The organism is Jannaschia maritima (genome assembly GCF_030973515.1).
In the GTDB taxonomy this organism is placed as follows: domain Bacteria; phylum Pseudomonadota; class Alphaproteobacteria; order Rhodobacterales; family Rhodobacteraceae; genus Jannaschia; species Jannaschia maritima.
On record NZ_JARGZA010000003.1, the window covers coordinates 179,974 to 195,416 of the forward strand.

At 69.6% G+C, this 15,443-nt stretch carries 19 protein-coding genes; 6 read left to right on the top strand and 13 right to left on the bottom strand.

The features are described from left to right. On the bottom strand, positions 1-1,110 hold the full coding sequence (locus P0084_RS03850) for an Acg family FMN-binding oxidoreductase (protein ID WP_308915486.1): 1,110 nt from the start codon (positions 1,108-1,110) through the stop codon (positions 1-3). Between the two features lie 121 nt (positions 1,111-1,231). Between P0084_RS03850 and P0084_RS03855 the strand changes: the two genes are divergently transcribed. After that, positions 1,232-2,410, top strand: coding sequence for an alpha-hydroxy acid oxidase (locus P0084_RS03855; RefSeq protein WP_308915487.1), 1,179 nt, complete (start codon positions 1,232-1,234; stop codon positions 2,408-2,410). A 5-nt stretch (positions 2,411-2,415) separates the two neighbouring features. Here P0084_RS03855 and P0084_RS03860 read toward each other — a convergent pair whose 3' ends face one another. Further along, positions 2,416-3,546 (bottom strand): MFS transporter, encoded by a 1,131-nt coding sequence (locus P0084_RS03860; protein WP_308915488.1) that lies wholly within the window; start codon positions 3,544-3,546, stop codon positions 2,416-2,418. Between the two features lie 185 nt (positions 3,547-3,731). Here P0084_RS03860 and P0084_RS03865 point away from each other — a divergent pair, with 185 nt between their 5' ends. From P0084_RS03865 to P0084_RS03885, 5 genes are all read left to right on the top strand, one after another. Next, positions 3,732-4,391 carry a 50S ribosomal protein L25/general stress protein Ctc gene (locus P0084_RS03865; RefSeq protein ID WP_308915489.1) on the top strand — a complete coding sequence of 220 codons (660 nt, stop codon included), beginning with the start codon at positions 3,732-3,734 and terminating at the stop codon, positions 4,389-4,391. Between the two features lie 117 nt (positions 4,392-4,508). Then, the gene (gene pth, locus P0084_RS03870; RefSeq protein WP_308915565.1) at positions 4,509-5,192 is read left to right on the top strand and encodes an aminoacyl-tRNA hydrolase; all 684 of its coding nucleotides are present in this window, start codon (positions 4,509-4,511) and stop codon (positions 5,190-5,192) included. Beyond that, positions 5,189-6,352, top strand: coding sequence for a serine hydrolase domain-containing protein (locus P0084_RS03875; RefSeq protein WP_308915490.1), 1,164 nt, complete (start codon positions 5,189-5,191; stop codon positions 6,350-6,352). The genes pth and P0084_RS03875 overlap by 4 nt, the downstream gene beginning before the upstream one ends. Positions 6,353-6,424: 72 nt before the next feature. Continuing rightward, positions 6,425-6,814: a DUF2237 family protein gene (locus P0084_RS03880; protein ID WP_308915491.1), complete on the top strand. Its 390-nt coding sequence runs from the start codon at positions 6,425-6,427 to the stop codon at positions 6,812-6,814. 52 nt (positions 6,815-6,866) lie between these two features. Further along, positions 6,867-7,724: a 2-keto-4-pentenoate hydratase gene (locus tag P0084_RS03885; protein ID WP_308915492.1), complete on the top strand. Its 858-nt coding sequence runs from the start codon at positions 6,867-6,869 to the stop codon at positions 7,722-7,724. Here the strand turns inward: P0084_RS03885 and P0084_RS03890 are convergent. From P0084_RS03890 to P0084_RS03940, 11 genes are all read right to left on the bottom strand, one after another. Then, positions 7,714-8,223, bottom strand: a complete 510-nt coding sequence (locus P0084_RS03890) for a helix-turn-helix domain-containing protein (protein WP_308915493.1) — start codon at positions 8,221-8,223, stop codon at positions 7,714-7,716. The genes P0084_RS03885 and P0084_RS03890 overlap by 11 nt on opposite strands. Further along, positions 8,220-8,555 carry a hypothetical protein gene (locus P0084_RS03895; protein ID WP_308915494.1) on the bottom strand — a complete coding sequence of 112 codons (336 nt, stop codon included), beginning with the start codon at positions 8,553-8,555 and terminating at the stop codon, positions 8,220-8,222. The genes P0084_RS03890 and P0084_RS03895 overlap by 4 nt, the downstream gene beginning before the upstream one ends. Position 8,556: 1 nt before the next feature. Next, the gene (locus P0084_RS03900) at positions 8,557-8,844 is read right to left on the bottom strand and encodes a hypothetical protein (protein WP_308915495.1); all 288 of its coding nucleotides are present in this window, start codon (positions 8,842-8,844) and stop codon (positions 8,557-8,559) included. 114 nt (positions 8,845-8,958) lie between these two features. After that, complete coding sequence (gene trpB, locus P0084_RS03905) at positions 8,959-10,188, bottom strand: tryptophan synthase subunit beta (RefSeq protein WP_308915496.1); 1,230 nt, start codon at positions 10,186-10,188, stop codon at positions 8,959-8,961. 73 nt (positions 10,189-10,261) lie between these two features. Next, the gene (locus P0084_RS03910) at positions 10,262-10,927 is read right to left on the bottom strand and encodes a phosphoribosylanthranilate isomerase (RefSeq protein WP_308915497.1); all 666 of its coding nucleotides are present in this window, start codon (positions 10,925-10,927) and stop codon (positions 10,262-10,264) included. Position 10,928: 1 nt separating this feature from the next. After that, a complete protein-coding gene (locus tag P0084_RS03915) occupies positions 10,929-11,273 on the bottom strand; it encodes a LapA family protein (protein ID WP_308915498.1) in 345 nt (114 codons plus the stop codon). A 91-nt stretch (positions 11,274-11,364) separates the two neighbouring features. Continuing rightward, positions 11,365-11,649, bottom strand: coding sequence for an integration host factor subunit beta (ihfB, locus tag P0084_RS03920; protein ID WP_308915499.1), 285 nt, complete (start codon positions 11,647-11,649; stop codon positions 11,365-11,367). A 284-nt stretch (positions 11,650-11,933) separates the two neighbouring features. Next, the gene (gene rpsA / locus P0084_RS03925; RefSeq protein WP_308915500.1) at positions 11,934-13,772 is read right to left on the bottom strand and encodes a 30S ribosomal protein S1; all 1,839 of its coding nucleotides are present in this window, start codon (positions 13,770-13,772) and stop codon (positions 11,934-11,936) included. A 30-nt stretch (positions 13,773-13,802) separates the two neighbouring features. After that, positions 13,803-14,315 (bottom strand): hypothetical protein, encoded by a 513-nt coding sequence (locus P0084_RS03930; RefSeq protein ID WP_308915501.1) that lies wholly within the window; start codon positions 14,313-14,315, stop codon positions 13,803-13,805. Positions 14,316-14,393: 78 nt separating this feature from the next. Next, entirely contained in the window at positions 14,394-15,008 is a 615-nt protein-coding gene (locus P0084_RS03935) for a (d)CMP kinase (RefSeq protein ID WP_308915502.1), read from the bottom strand. Next, a complete protein-coding gene (locus P0084_RS03940; protein ID WP_308915503.1) occupies positions 15,005-15,418 on the bottom strand; it encodes a GFA family protein in 414 nt (137 codons plus the stop codon). The genes P0084_RS03935 and P0084_RS03940 overlap by 4 nt, the downstream gene beginning before the upstream one ends. Between the last annotated feature and the right edge of the window lie 25 nt (positions 15,419-15,443).

Consider the following 15,443-nt stretch of genomic DNA (forward strand, 5'->3'; position numbering starts at 1 on the left):
TTAGACCATGCGCGACTCCAACGGCCAGCGCGGCGTGCGGGCCGTGCGCGCCCCGTGGCCGAGCAGGCCCAGCATCTGAACGGTGCCCCCGTCCGGTGCCGCGGCGGCGTGGACGGCGTCGTGCATCGGCCGCACCTCCGCGTATTCCTGTAGGGCCTGGCTGACGGGTCGGAGGGCGAGGCCCGCGCCGGTCGCGGCGAGGTTCTGACGCAGCCACAGGCGCCCAGCCTCGATCTGGTCGAGGCGGGTGTTCGTCGCGGTCACGATGGTCGTCGTGGCGGGAGCGGACAGGATCGCGTCGGACGTCGCTTCGATGCTGCCGCGCGCGGCGGGGTGGTTGGGGTCGGATGCGGCTTCGCGGGTCAGGACGCCCAACCGCGCCAGCGCTTCCAGCATCGGCCCGCCGACGTCGATCCCGTCGGGGTCGGCCACGATCTCCGCCTTGCCGATCCGCAAAAGGTCGATGCTTTCCTGCCAGGCCGCCGGCGTGGCGGCTTCCGCCAAATGGGCGGCATTGGCCTGTTCCAGCAGGACCGCATGGACGGGCCCGCCAAGATGCACGCGGCAATGGGGTGTGAGCGAAGCCGCCGCCTGCGGGGTCACCGGATCGGAACGGAACGGTTCCTTATGGGATCGTCTGTCGAGCACATGCGCGAATAGCGGATCGGGCACGGCGGCATCGTCGATCAGGCGCAGGTGCGCGATCGGATCGCCTGGCCCTTCGCCGTCGGGGAACAGCCTGGCCTCGGTGGCGAACCCTTCCTGCGCGGCGGCCATGCGGGCGAGTTCGAGGAAGCAGCCCATGCCGATCGTCAACTGCCGCCCGAACGGGTCGGTGACGGGCAGGTCGCGATCGGGGTCGCGCCAGACCGTCATGCCGTCGTCGCCATCCATCCGGACGGTCCAAGGCTGACGGTTGTGCGGATTGGGTGCGAGAAGGGCCCAAGACAGCGCTCGCGCGCGGGGATCGGCATATCCGCCCGCCATGTCCCACGGGGCCAAGGCGGCGTGGGGGGTGCGGGTCACGGCGAAGGCGGCGGCCCCCCCGCCTGCGGCGGCGATGGTGCCGCCGCCGAGGAGGGCGACGAAGGATCGGCGGGACAGGGTCATCGGATGCTCCACTAGTGCAATATTGCACTGTATGGTGCAATGTTGGACTATATGCAACCGGTCGCATTTGCCCGGACGGACGGGGGTGATACGAATCGACCCGGAATGAATCGGAGTCGTCATGCCGCCCGTCATCACCGAGATCGAAGACCTGCACCGCATCTACCGCCGCCGCGTGCCGAAGATGTTCTACGATTATTGTCAGTCCGGGTCGTGGACCGAGCAGACGTTCCGGGAGAACGAGACCGATTTCGACCTGCTGCGCCTGCGCCAGCGGGTGGCCGTCGACATGGAGGGCCGCAGCCTCGCCACCACGATGATCGGGCGGGACGTGGCCATGCCCGTCGCCCTCGCACCAGTCGGCTTGACTGGAATGCAGCATGCGGATGGCGAGATCCTGGCCGCCAAGGCGGCGGAGAAGGCTGGCGTGCCCTTCACCCTGTCCACGATGTCGATCTGCTCCATCGAGGACGTGGCGGGGGCCACGGGCGCGCCGTTCTGGTTCCAGCTCTACGTGATGAAGGACGACGAGTTCATCGACAACCTGATCCGCCGAGCGAAGGAGGCAGGCTGCGACGCGATGGTCCTTACGCTCGATCTGCAGATCCTCGGCCAGCGGCACAAGGACATCAAGAACGGCCTGTCCGCCCCGCCCAAGCCCACGCTGCGCAACCTGGCGAACCTGTCGACGAAATGGGGCTGGGGCCTGGACATGCTGGGGACCCATCGCCGCCAGTTCGGCAACATCGTGGGCCACGCGAAGGGCGTCACCGACACGTCCTCGCTATCGTCCTGGACGGCGGAGCAGTTCGATCCCCGGCTGGACTGGGGCAAGATCAAGCGCATCGCCGACAAGTGGGGCGGCAAGCTGATCCTGAAGGGGATCCTGGATGCGGAGGACGCACGAATGGCTCTGGACGTGGGCGCCGACGCGATCGTCGTGTCCAACCACGGCGGACGTCAGCTCGACGGGGCGCTGTCGTCCATCCGCATGCTGCCCGACATCGTGGACGAGGTCGGCGACCGGACGGAGATCCACATGGATGGCGGCATCCGGTCCGGCCAGGACGTCCTGAAGGCCATCGCCCTGGGCGCGCGGGGGACGTATATCGGGCGGGCCTTCATCTATGGCTTGGGGGCCATGGGCCAGAAGGGGGTGGAGGAGGCTTTGAGCGTCATCCGCAAGGAGCTTGACACCACGATGGCGCTGTGCGGCGAGAAGGACATCCATGCGGTGGGACGGCACAACCTCCTGGTGCCCAGGGACTTCCGCGGCCAGTGGGAGGAGGGGAACACCTGAACCCCTCAGCGGCTCTTCGCCGCGACGGTCAGGGGCCAGAGCCCCGCGATCAGTACGGCGACCAGCGCGAAGGCGACCCGCAGGCCGAACGCGTCGGCCCCCAGTCCCATCAGCGCGGGCGCGAAGAAGAACCCGGTAAAGCCGATCACGGCGACGCGGGCGATGACGGCGGTGCGCACCCGCGGGTCGCTCAACCGTCCGGCCAGGGCCAGTCCCATCGGTCCGATCACGCTGATCCCCAGGCCCAGAAGGCCGAATCCCAGATACGCGACCGCGGGGCTGGGCGCCGCGGCGGCGATCAGCACGCCGGTCGCGGCCAGGGCGGCGGCGATGCGGATCACCGCGACCTCCGACATGCGCGCCGCCACAGCCTGTCCGGAGAAGCGCCCCACCGCCATGGTGAATCCCAGCATGGCAGGGCCGAATGCTCCTTCGGCGGCACCGCCGCCCAACGTGCGCTCGATGTGGAGCGCCGACCAGGACTCGACGGTCGCCTCCGACATGAAGGCGATCAGCACGATGCCGCCGCACAGACCCACGACGGCCAGGGGCAGCCGGGCGGCCTTCGCCCCCGCCTCGTCCACCGGGTCGACCCGCATGAACTGGAATGGCGCCGTGACCAGGATCAAACACCCCGTCACCGCGAAGATCCCCTCGAGCGGCAGACCGGCCTCCCGCAGGAACCCCGTCAGCAGGGCGGACACCCCATAGGCGACGGAGAACATCGCGTGGTTCACGTTCATCAGGCTCTGCCCGCTGCGGGCCTCGATCTCGGCCACGCGACTGTTCATCACGACGTCGGTCAGACCGCTGCACGCCCCGGCGATCGTCAGGGCGAGGAAGAAGACGATCGGGATCGCGGCCCAGCCCAGCCCTTGCATCGCCACCGCCAACAGGATCGTGCCCGCAGGCATGGCCCATCGCCCCAACCCCCGGTCCCACCGCGCTGCGGCCCACAGCGTCGTGGACAACCCGATGGCCGTCCCCAGCAGAAGCAGGCCGAAGGTCGCGTCCTCCACCCCCAGGCGCGCCTTTATGTCGGGCACGGCGGCGGCGAAGGACCCCCAGGCGAGGCCCACGGCGACGAAGGCGGTGAAGGGCGCGCGCGACAGCGCCAGGGCGGACAGGATCGACATGGACCCGCGCGTGTCATGCCCGCGTTCCGCATGCAACGCGACATCACCGGATAGGCGCCGTCGCGCCCCCGGGACCGGGACGGGTTTCCCCCTTGCCATCGCCCGTCAGGGTGTCTAGGCGGCGCCCTTCGACACGGTGGCGCGGCACCCTTGGAGGCGCGCCAGGACACCTGAAGGAGAATGACATGGCTGGTGAGATTCCGGATCTCGTCGCCCACGCACGCACGGGGACGGGCAAGGGGGCCGCTCGGGCGTCGCGGCGCAGGGGCATGGTCCCCGGCGTCGTCTATGGCGGTGGGGCCGACCCCGCGGCGATCGAGATCCCGTTCAACGAGTTGCTGAAGAAGCTGAAGGCCGGGCGCTTCCTGGCGACGCTTTGGAACCTGAAGGTCGAGGGGCAGGAGGACGTCCGCGTCATCGCCCGCGACGTGCAGCGCGACACGGTCAAGGACCTGCCGACGCATGTCGACCTGATGCGCCTGCGGCGCACGTCGAAGGTGAACCTGTACATCCCCGTGGAGTTCACGGGCGAGGAACAGGCCCCCGGCATCAAGAAGGGCGGCGTCCTGACGACGGTCCGCCCGGAGGTCGAGCTTCGCGTGACCGCGGGCGACATCCCCGAGAAGCTGGTCGCCGACGTGTCGCACATGGAGATCGGGGACACCCTGACCATCAGCGACATCACGCTGCCCGAGGGCACGAAGCCCACGATCGACCGCGACTTCGTGATCGCCAACATCCAGCCTCCGTCGGGTCTGGCGTCGCAGACCGACGACGAGGACGAGGCCCCGGAAACGGAGGTCATCAACCAGACCGATGAGACGGTGACGAGCGAGGACGACTGACGGGAACGTCGGGACGATGGATGGGGGCGCGCGGGGCGACCGGCGCGCCCTTTGCCTTGTCCGGGTCCGGGCCCTAGGGTCGGAAAGAATACCTCTTCACGGGAGGGCGCGATGGCGCTGTCGCTCTGGGTGGGGCTGGGCAATCCCGGCCCACGATATGCGGGCAACCGCCACAACGTCGGTTTCATGGCGTTGGACCGGATCGCCGCGGATCACGGGATCGGGCCGTACCGCGACAAGTTCCACGGCCAGACCGCCGAAGGGCGGTTCGGATCGGACCGCGTCGTCCTCCTGAAGCCCGGCACGTTCATGAACGAGTCCGGCCGGTCGGTCGCCGCGGCGATGCAGTTCTACAAGCTGGTGCCAGGCGACGTCACGGTCTGGCACGACGAGCTGGACTTGGCCCCCGGCAAAGTGCGCCTGAAGGCGGGCGGCGGCCATGCAGGGCACAACGGGTTGCGCTCCATCCATGCCCATGTCGGCGCTGACTACGCCCGCGTGCGGTTGGGGATTGGGCATCCGGGGCACAAGGACCGGGTGACGGGCCATGTCCTGTCGGACTTCGCGAAGGCCGAAGGAGACATGCTGGACGATCTGCTGCGCGGCCTGTCGGATGGGGCGCCGAAGCTGGCGATGGGCGACGGGTCGGGATTTCTGAACGCCGTCGCCCTGCGCACCGCGCCGCCTCGGTCGTTCGGCGGCCCGAAGGTCGCGGATGCCCCGGCCGCGCCGTCCGAACCTGCGGCCCAGCCCGAACCGGCCCTGTCCCCGCTGCAGCGCCTGGCGGCTCGGTTCAAGTGAACGTCTGGGTCAAGCGCGCGGGCTTGGCCCTGCTGACCATGGGCTTAGGCGCGGGTGCCACGGCCGTCCTGATGCGGGAGGAGCTGACCCGCCTTTGGGCCGTCAACACGCTGTTCGACGAGGACCGCATCGTCGACAACTTCAGTCACATGGACCGCGCGTTCCTTACGGCCTCTCTGCCCGGCGGCCCCGTGGCGCCCTTGCCTGTCGGACCGGACGTCCCCCTGCCCCCGGGCGCGGAGGCCTGGATCGCGGACCGCGCCGTCACGGGCCTGATCGTCCTGTCGGACGGCGCGGTGACCCACGAGAGCCATCACCTGGGCACGGGTCCGAACGATCGCCGCATCAGCTGGTCGGTCGCGAAGTCCTTCCTGTCCCTGCTGACCGGCATCCTGATCGAGGAGGGCGCGGTCGCGCTGGACGATCCGATCACGCGGCACGTCCCCGCCCTGGCGGGCAGCGCGTACGACGGCGCCACCTTGGAGGACGTCCTTCGGATGGAGAGCGGGATCGCCTTCGACGAGGATTACCTCGACCCCGACAGCGACATCAACCGAATGGGCCGCGCCCTGGCCCTCGGTGGCGCGCTCGACGACTTCACCGCCGACCTGACCGGGCGGGACGCGGAACCTGGGGTGCGGATGCAGTACGTGTCGATGGACACCCATGTGGTCGGCATGGTCCTGCGCGGCGCGACCGGACAGGCGATCCCCGACCTGATGGCCGAGAAGCTGACAGGTCCGATGGGTTTGTCCGATGCGTACTATCTGACGGACGGGGACGGCACCGCCTTCGTCCTGGGTGGACTGAACCTGCGGCTGCGCGACTATGCCCGCATGGGCCTGCTGCTGGCGAACGACGGACATGTGGGGGACCGGCAGATCGTGCCCGCCGCGTGGATCGACGCGGCCACCACGCCATCGGCACGGACGCCGCCGGGGGCCTGGGGCTATGGCTATCAGTTCTGGATCCCTCCAGGCGCCCGGCCGGGCGAGGTCGTCGCGCGCGGGATCTATGGCCAGTTCGTCTATGTCGATCGGGTGCGGAACGTCGTGGTGGTCGTGACGTCTGCCGACCGGGGTTTCCGCGAGCCGGGCGTCATGGACGCGACGGTGGACATGCTCCGCGCGATCGCGGACGCGCAGGACGTGTCTGGCTGATCCGACGATACCCTCGACAAGTCATTGAAACGCCACAGGTCGTTGGATCCAGACCACGGGCCGGAGGCCGCCATGTCCACCCCACCGGGCCAAGCGCCCGCACGCAACGTCCTGGGCGGAACGCTCGGATCCTGCTCCACCGATCCGATGACCGGATTCTTCCGGGACGGATGCTGCAACACGGGTCCCATGGACACCGGCAGCCACACCGTCTGCGCCGTCGTCACGGCGGAGTTCCTGGCGCACAGCAAGTACCTGGGCAACGACCTGTCCACCCCGCGGCCGGAGTTCCGATTCCCCGGTCTGAAGCCGGGGGACCGCTGGTGCCTGTGCGCCGCGCGGTTCCTTCAGGCCCACGAGGAAGGCATCGCGCCGCAGGTCGATCTTTCAGCCACGCACGAGCGCGCGCTCGACGTCGTTCCCCTGGCCGTGCTGCAGGTCCACGCCGCCACGGTGGACTGACGAGGCTTGCCCGGCCATGCTGCGGCGACGCAACCGACCGGAAGGACGCCCCATGCCCCGAACGATCCGCACCGCCGCCGCCGTGACCGCCGCAATCCTGGCCGCGCCCGCCGCATGGGCCGCCTGCGCCACGGACGACGAGGTCGCGGCCTTCGTGGAGGCCTTCACCGCCAGGACTCCCGCCACGGCCCTGGGTGCCGACGGATCGATGGAGGACGCGCGCTGCACGCAGGCGAAGCTGGCCACGGCGATGGAGTCGGAACTGGGGCCCGTGATCGGGTACAAGGCCGGCCTCACCTCGCCCCCCGCGCAGGAGCGGTTCGGCGTAACCGAACCCGTGCGCGGAGTCCTGTATCGCGATATGATGCTGGAGGACGGGGCGGCGGTGCCTGCAGCGTTCGGCATCGTGCCGTTCTTCGAAGCCGACCTCGTGATGGTCGTGGGCTCCGCCGCAATCAACGAGGCGTCCACGCCGGAGGCTGTGATGGCATCGGTGTCCGCGATCCATCCCTTTATCGAGTTGCCCGACCTGATGCTGGCGCAGGGCCAGCCCCTGACCGGTGAGACGATCACCTCGATGGGCGTGGGTCCCAGGATGGGCGTCCTGGGCGCGGCGATCCCGGTCGAGGAGCCGGCCGTCATGGCCGCGGCGCTCGGGTCGATGACCGTGCGCATGACCGACGCCGCGGGAGAGGTCCTGACGGAAGCGCCGGGCGCCGCCGTGCTGGGCCATCCGGCGCAGGCGGTGATGTGGCTGGTGGGCGACGGCGTGACCCTGCGACCGGGCGATCTGATCAGCGTGGGCTCCTTCGGGCCCCTCATGCCGCCCGCGAAGGCCGGTGGAGAGGCGATGGTGACCTATCTGGGCCTGCCCGGCGACCCGACCGTGCGCGTGCGCTTCACGGACTAGGCACGGCGACTGCCGGGTTCGGGGCGTCCAGCAACTCGTCCAGGAACAGGCTGAGCAGCTGGGCGCGGCCCGATGTCCCGGACTTGCGATAGATGGATGCCGTCTGGGCCTTCACCGTGCCCTCGGACGTGCCGCGCAGGGCCGCGATCTCGGCCCCCGACAACCCCTTCAGCGCGAGGGTCGCGACGTCCCGTTCGGCGGGCGTCAGCGCCCAATCGTCGAACCGTTCGCGCATGACCTGCGCGAAGGCGCCCCTGGCGGCGCGGACGGCCGTCTCGGCCCGCTGCGCCCGAGCGCGCACGGCCAGCAGCAAGCGGACGGACACGGCGCTGCCCGTCAGCAGGGCCAGTGCGGACACGACCTCCAGCACCTCGTAGAGCGTCCAGTCGATCACGGGCAGGTCGAGCCCCAGGATCGAACTTCCCAGTTCAAGCAACAGGAAGGTGGCACCGATCCCCTGCAGGCACAGCAGGACGAGCAGAACGCGCGCGCCGATCACGGGCGCCCCCGGTGGAGATGCCTGCGCCACAAGGCGCGCTTGCGCGGGCGCCCCCCGCCGCGAAGGGGGCGTTCGACGTCCCGTAGGATGGTGCCGCGACTTTCCGACAGGACGACCTCGCGTCGCCAGCCGTCGCGCCGACCCGTGATCCGGATGCGGCCCAGAAACGTGCGGCGGACGCGGATGTCGGCGTATCCCTCGTCCCGCAGCGCCGCGACGACATCGTCCGCGAACGACCCCGCATCGTCCTGCGCCGCCGCGGGCGCGGGCGCCACGGCGGCGAGGGCGGACGCGCCGAGCCAGGTCAGGACTGTTCGCCGCGTCGGCCCCACGTCAGCGCGTCGGGCGACCGCGTTCGGCGCGCCGCTCCTTGACGCGCGCCCGGCGTTCCGCGCGTTCGGCTTCCGTGGGCAACGGGACGCGGATGGCGCCGTCGGGCCCGTTCGCCGTCAGATAGTCGCGGGTGCCCCCCGTTTCGCGGGCGATGTCGCTGAAACCCCGGGCTTCCCACCGTTCGACCACGCGGTCGAAGACCTGGGCGCGACGGTCCTGCGACTGTGCCGCGGCGGGGAGGGCGATGGCGGCCAGAACGGCGGCGGTCGCGATGGTTCGGATGGTCATGGTCGGTTCCTTTGCGGATGCGCCGGGACGGCCCCGGCGAACCACGACGTGGCCCGCCCGCCCCGACGCCGCCATCGGCCGCAGGGCCCCCGCCCGGCCCCGTATCCCGCGGGTTTACGCCCCCGCCATGTCCCAGCCCAACGCACGGGCGACGGTGAAGATGTCCTTGTCGCCCCGCCCGCACATGTTCATGCAGATCAGATGATCCGCCGGCAGGTCCGGGGCGATCTTGGTGACATGGGCCAGGGCATGCGACGGCTCCAACGCCGGGATGATGCCCTCCGTCTCGCAGCACAGCTGGAACGCGTCCAACGCTTCGCGGTCGGTGATGCTGACATAGGTCGCTCGGCCGATATCGTGGAGCCAAGCGTGTTCCGGCCCGATGCCCGGATAGTCCAGACCAGCCGAGATGCTGAACCCTTCCAGGATCTGGCCGTCGTCGTCCTGCAGCAGGTACGTCCTGTTGCCGTGCAGCACCCCAGGCCGGCCGCCGGACAGGGAGGCGCAATGCTCCATCCGGTCGTCCACGCCCTTGCCCCCGGCCTCCACCCCGACGATGGCGACCTCGGCGTCGTCCAGGAAGGGATAGAACAGCCCCATCGCGTTGGACCCGCCGCCGATGGCCGCGATCAACGTGTCCGGCAGGCGGCCCTCCGCCTCCATCATCTGCCGCTTCGCTTCCTGACCGATGATGGCCTGGAAGTCGCGGACCATCGCCGGATAGGGGTGCGGCCCCGCCACCGTGCCGATGCAGTAGAACGTGTCCGACACGTTCGTGACCCAGTCGCGCAGCGCGTCGTTCATCGCGTCTTTCAACGTGCCGCGCCCGGAGGTGACGGACACGACCTCCGCGCCCAGCAGCTTCATGCGGAACACGTTGGGAGCCTGCCGCTCGACGTCGTGCGCGCCCATGTAGACGACGCATTTCAGCCCGAACTTGGCGCAGACGGTCGCGGTGGCGACGCCGTGCTGACCGGCCCCCGTCTCGGCGATGATGCGGGTCTTGCCCATGCGGCGCGCAAGGATGATCTGGCCCAGGACGTTGTTGATCTTGTGCGCGCCGGTATGGTTCAGCTCGTCCCGCTTGAGGTAGACCTTGGCCCCGCCGAGCCGTTCGGTCAGGCGTTCCGCGAAGTAGAGCGGGCTGGGGCGGCCGACGTAGTGGGCCCACAGGTCGTGCATCTCGGCCCAGAAGGCGTCGTCGGTCTTCGCGTGCTCGTATTGCCGTTCCAGTTCCAGGATCAGCGGCATCAGGGTCTCGGACACGAAGCGACCGCCGAACTGACCGAAGCGGCCCTGTTCGTCCGGTCCCGTCGTGAAGCTGTTCAGCAGATCGTCCGGCATGTCGTCCCCCTGTCCCTGCGGCCGGCGGGAATGTCCCACGCGCGGCCAGCCGGACGCAAGGGGGCGTGCGGGATCAGGCGGCGGAGGCAGCGGTCATGAAGGCGGCGATCAGACCCGCGTCCTTGACGCCGGGGGCCGATTCGACGCCAGACGACAGGTCGACCTGACGGGCCCCGCTGCGGGCCACGGCCCGGGCCACGTTCCCGGCATGAAGGCCGCCGGCCAGCATCCACGGCTTCGTCCAGGTCCGGCCCGCGATCAGCGACCAGTCGAAGCCCACGCCGTTGCCGCCCGGCAGGGTGGCGTCCTTCGGCGGCTTGGCGTCGATCAGCACCTGGTCCGCCACCGCCTCGTAGGCCGCGATGCGGGACACGTCGCCCCTGTCCCGGATGCCGATGGCCTTCATCACGGGCAGGCCGGTGCGGGCCCGGACGGCGGCGACGCGGTCCGGCGCCTCCGCCCCGTGCAGCTGCACCATGTCCACCGGCACGACCGCCAGCAGGGCGTCGAGCGCCGCGTCGTCCGGGTCCACCAGGAGGGCCACCTTCGCCAGCCCCATCGGGGCATGCGCCGCGAGGTCGCGAGCGCGGTCCGGCGACACGGACCGGGGGGATTTCGGATAGAAGTTCAGGCCGACGTAATGGGCCCCCGACCGGGCCGCCGCATCGACGTCCGCACGGGTGCGCACACCGCATATCTTGACCCGGACCCCACCGCCCGGGCGGGTCACGCGCAGCATGTCAGCGGGGGGATTCGACCAGGGCGAGGATCTCGTCGCGCTCCGACGTCGTGGCGCGGGACTTCGCCAGTTCCCGCTCCAGGCGCTCCTTCTCGGCCCGCTGGCGCGCGGCTTCGGAGCGGTGCTTGTGCTCGCGCAGCCATTCCCAGGTGAACCCGATCAGCAGGCCCACCGCGATCGCGGCGAGGATGACGACGAACTTCGGCAGCGTCACCGAGCCGAGCCCGACATAGGCCGCGAGGAAGTTCGGCAGCAGTTGCAGGGTCACGGGCCCCATGTTCGCCAGGGCCACGATCAACAGGCAGATGGCGAGGAGGGCGAGGAAGAGGAGGCGAAGGAACGTCATGGCGCAGACGTAGCTTCGCCGCCCGACCCTGTCCAGCGATGGATGGGCGGACGTGGGTTCATGGCCTGGATCCGAAGCCCCGTGTCCTGGATCAACCCTTGTCGTTCATCCGGTCGCGCAGGAGCTTGCCCGCCTTGAAGAATGGGACGTGCTTCTCGTCGACCTGGACGGATTCGCCCGTCCGGGGATTGCGGCCGACCCGGGCCTCCCGCTGCTTGACGGTGAAGGCACCGAACCCACGCAACTCGACCCGATCCCCGCTGGCGAGGGCCTCGGTGATCTCCTCGAAGATCGCGTTCACGATCTTCTCCACATCCCGTTGATAAAGATGGGGATTTTCCTCGGCTACCTTCTGTATCAACTCGGAACGGATCATAACGGCCTCATGCTAGGTCGGTCATTCGCGGGTCGGGTCTTTCTGCCCACTCCCAAGTTAATACATCCCCCCGTTGCATTGTAAGACGTTCCCTCCCGCAATGACGGGAATAATCCGAACTATCTTCCCGGCGGTTTCTCCTCCGACATTCGCGATCATATGTTAGTATGTCATATCACATACGCGTCGCGAGATCTCGGCGTGCGGCGGTACGCGACGCGAAGGGCCCGCGGCGTTCGCCGCGGGCCCTCCCGGTCTCCGATCAGGCCGAAGGCCCGTCGTCCTCAGTCGTTGCCCTTCAGAGCCGCGCCGAGGATGTCGCCCAGGCTGGCACCCGAGTCGCTGGAACCGAACTGTTCGACCGCCTCCTTCTCCTCGGCGATCTCGCGGGCCTTGATCGACAGGCCCAGGCGGTGGTTGCGCGCGTCGACGTTGGTGACGCGGACGTCCACCTTGTCGCCGGGCTGGAACCGCTCGGGGCGCTGGTCCTGGCGGTCGCGGGCCAGGTCGGAGCGTCGGATGAACGACTTCATCCCCTCGTACTCGACCTCGATGCCGCCATCCTCGATCTTCGTGACCGCGACGGTGACGATCGCGCCGCGACGCACGCCGCCCAGCGTTTCCGCATAGGGGTCGCCTTCGACGTTCTTGATCGACAGGCTGATCCGTTCCTTGTCGGTATCCACCTCGGTCACGACCGCGCGGACGATGTCGCCCTTGCGGTAGTCGCCGATCACGTCCTCGCCCCGCCCTTCCCAGGTCAGGTCGGACAGGTGGACCATACCGTCGATGTCGCCCTCAAGACCCACGAACAGGCCGAACTCGGTGATGTTCTTGACCTCGCCCTCGACGTTGGTGCCCGGCGGGTGCGTTTCGGCGAACACCTCCCACGGGTTGCGCTGGGTCTGCTTAAGGCCCAGGGACACGCGCCGCTTCTGGGTGTCGATCTCCAGCACCATGACCTCGACCTCCTGGGAGGTGGAGACGATCTTGCCGGGATGGACGTTCTTCTTCGTCCAGGACATCTCGGACACGTGGACGAGGCCCTCGACGCCGGCCTCCAGCTCCACGAACGCACCGTAATCGGTGATGTTCGTGACGCGGCCCTGATGGACCGAACCCAGCGGGTACTTGGCGATCACGGTGTCCCACGGATCGTCCTGGAGCTGCTTCATGCCCAGGGAGATGCGGTGGGTCTCCTTGTTGATCTTGATGACCTGCACCTTGACCGTCTCGCCGATCGACAGGATCTCGCGCGGGTCGTTGACCCGGCGCCAAGCCATGTCGGTGACGTGCAGCAGGCCGTCCACGCCGCCCAGGTCTACGAACGCACCGTATTCGGTGATGTTCTTGACCACGCCGTCGACCGCCTGACCTTCCTGCAGGTTGGCGATGACCTCCGCACGCTGCTCGGCGCGGGATTCCTCCAGGATGGCGCGGCGCGACACGACGATGTTGCCGCGGCGGCGGTCCATCTTGAGGATCTGGAACGGCTGCTTCAAGCCCATCAGAGGGCCCGCGTCGCGCACGGGGCGCACGTCCACCTGGGAGCCGGGCAGGAACGCCACAGCGCCGCCAAGATCGACGGTGAAGCCGCCCTTGACGCGGCCGAAGATGGCGCCTTCGACGCGCTCCTCCTTGCCATAGGCCGCTTCCAGGCGGTCCCAGGCGGCTTCGCGGCGGGCGAGCTCGTGGGAGATGACGGCTTCGCCGCGCGCATTCTCGACGGACCGAAGGAACACCTCCACCTCGTCGCCGACCTCGACCTCGGGGGCCTCGCCGGGCTGCGCGAATTCCTTCAGATCGACGCGGCCTTCCATCTTGTAGCCGACATCGATGATGGCCTGGCCCGCCTCGACGGCGATGACCTTGCCCTTCACGACCGAACCTTCGGTCGGGGTGTGCACGTCGAGGTCTTCGTTCAGGAGGGCCTCGAATTCCTCCATGGTCGCGTTCTGAGCCATGTGGCTGACGGTATCCTTTGTTTCATTTGACTGGCCGCGCGGTTGGGTCCGCCGGTCTTGCGTTGGTCGGGAACGGGTCGGGTCCGGCGTCGGGGACGCGAAGGGGACGACCTGTCGGGTGACGCGCGGGGAGATAAGCGAAAGCAGCCGCGCGCGCAAGGGATCCGGCCTGGGCGGCGGCGCGACCGGCTAGAGCTCGCGTTCGCCGCGTCGTTGCAGCCGTTCCAGCAGCTTGCGCTGTTCCGCGGCGCTGTCGCCGCGGCCGAACTGCACGATGCCGCTGCTGTAGAGCGTGCCGTAGGACAGGGCCGCGTTGACCGTCTGCCCGATACCCGAGATCAGCTGGTCGTCCCGCAACGGCGACAGCGGGTGGATGAAGATCGCCCAGACCCGCCCTTCGGCCACCGCGTAGCGGGCGTCGAGCGCGCTGTCGAAGTTGGCCTGCATCATGCGCAGCAGATCCGCGTCGGTCAGCCCCTCCGCCGACCGGATGGGCACCATCGCGCGCATCCGGTCGGCGCGGGGGTCGGTGACGATCAGGACGGGCACGTCCTCCACCGTCAGGCGGAAGGCGGGGCCCGCGCGCTCGGCATCCGCGTCCAGGCGGGTGACGATGCCCTCCATGCGGTCGAGGTCCATGGCCTGCGCGGCGGCGGTAGCGGGCAGGCCCAGGGCGGCCAGCAGGAAGAGGGCGCGGATCATCGGACACTCCCGGTGCGGTCGCGGGCAGCCTATGGCGTCCGTCCCCGTTCCCCAAGGCACGTTCCGGTGAGCGGTCCGTCAGGCGCGTTCGGCGAGGATCACGTCGACATGGGCGATGGCCGCGCGAACGGCGTCGTCGATGGCCATGTCCGACGTGTCGATCACGGTGGCGTCGGCCGCGGCGACGAGCGGCGCTTCCGCCCGCCCCATGTCGCGCGCGTCGCGGGCCAGCACGTCCTCCAGCACCCCTTGGCGCGTCAGGTTCGGGTCGCGGGCCGACAGCTCGGCGAAGCGGCGGTCGGCGCGGACCTCCGGCGAGGCGGTGACGTAGAGCTTCGCCTCCGCCTCGGGGGCGATCACGGTGCAGATGTCGCGTCCGTCCAGCACGGCCCCGCCGTCGCAGCGGGCGATGCGGCGCTGCACGTCGGCCAGGGCGGCGCGCACGGCGGGGTCCACGGCCACGCGGCTGGCGGCGGCGGCGATGTCCGCGGTGCGCAGGTGGTCGCCCAGATCGTCGGGCGTCAGGTCGCGCGCCGCCTGCACGGGGTCCGCGCCCGCCAGGACCTTGGCGCCGACGGCCCGGTACAGCAGGCCGGTGTCGAGATGGGTGAACCCGTAATGCGCCGCCAGCGCCCTGGCGACGGTGCCCTTCCCGGCCGCCGCGGGGCCGTCGATGGCGATCGTGAAGATCATGGCACGGGGACCTGCGTGGTCATGTCGTCGTCCGATCGCGGATAGCGCGGCAGGTCGCCGTCGATGTCGTACCACGCGCCCTTGTCGGCGCAGAAGATGTGGCCAGCCAGCCGCAGCCCGGCCGCGTCGTCCAGCGCGCCGGCCATGACCGACAGGTTCGCCCCGGGTCCGTCGCAGAACAGGTTGGACCCGCAGAGGCCGCAGAATCCGCGGCGGGCCGATTCGGACGACCGGAACCACGTGACGTCCCCCGTGACCGCGACCGCGTCGCGCGGCGCCGACGTCGCGGCGACGTAGTTGCCGGTGGCCTTGCGGCACTGGCCGCAATGGCAGGCGACCACGGGACGCATCGGTCCCGCGACTGTGAACCGCACGGCTCCGCAGAGGCAGCTTCCCTTTCGGTCGGTCATGCGGGTTCCCCCATCGGCTTGCGCC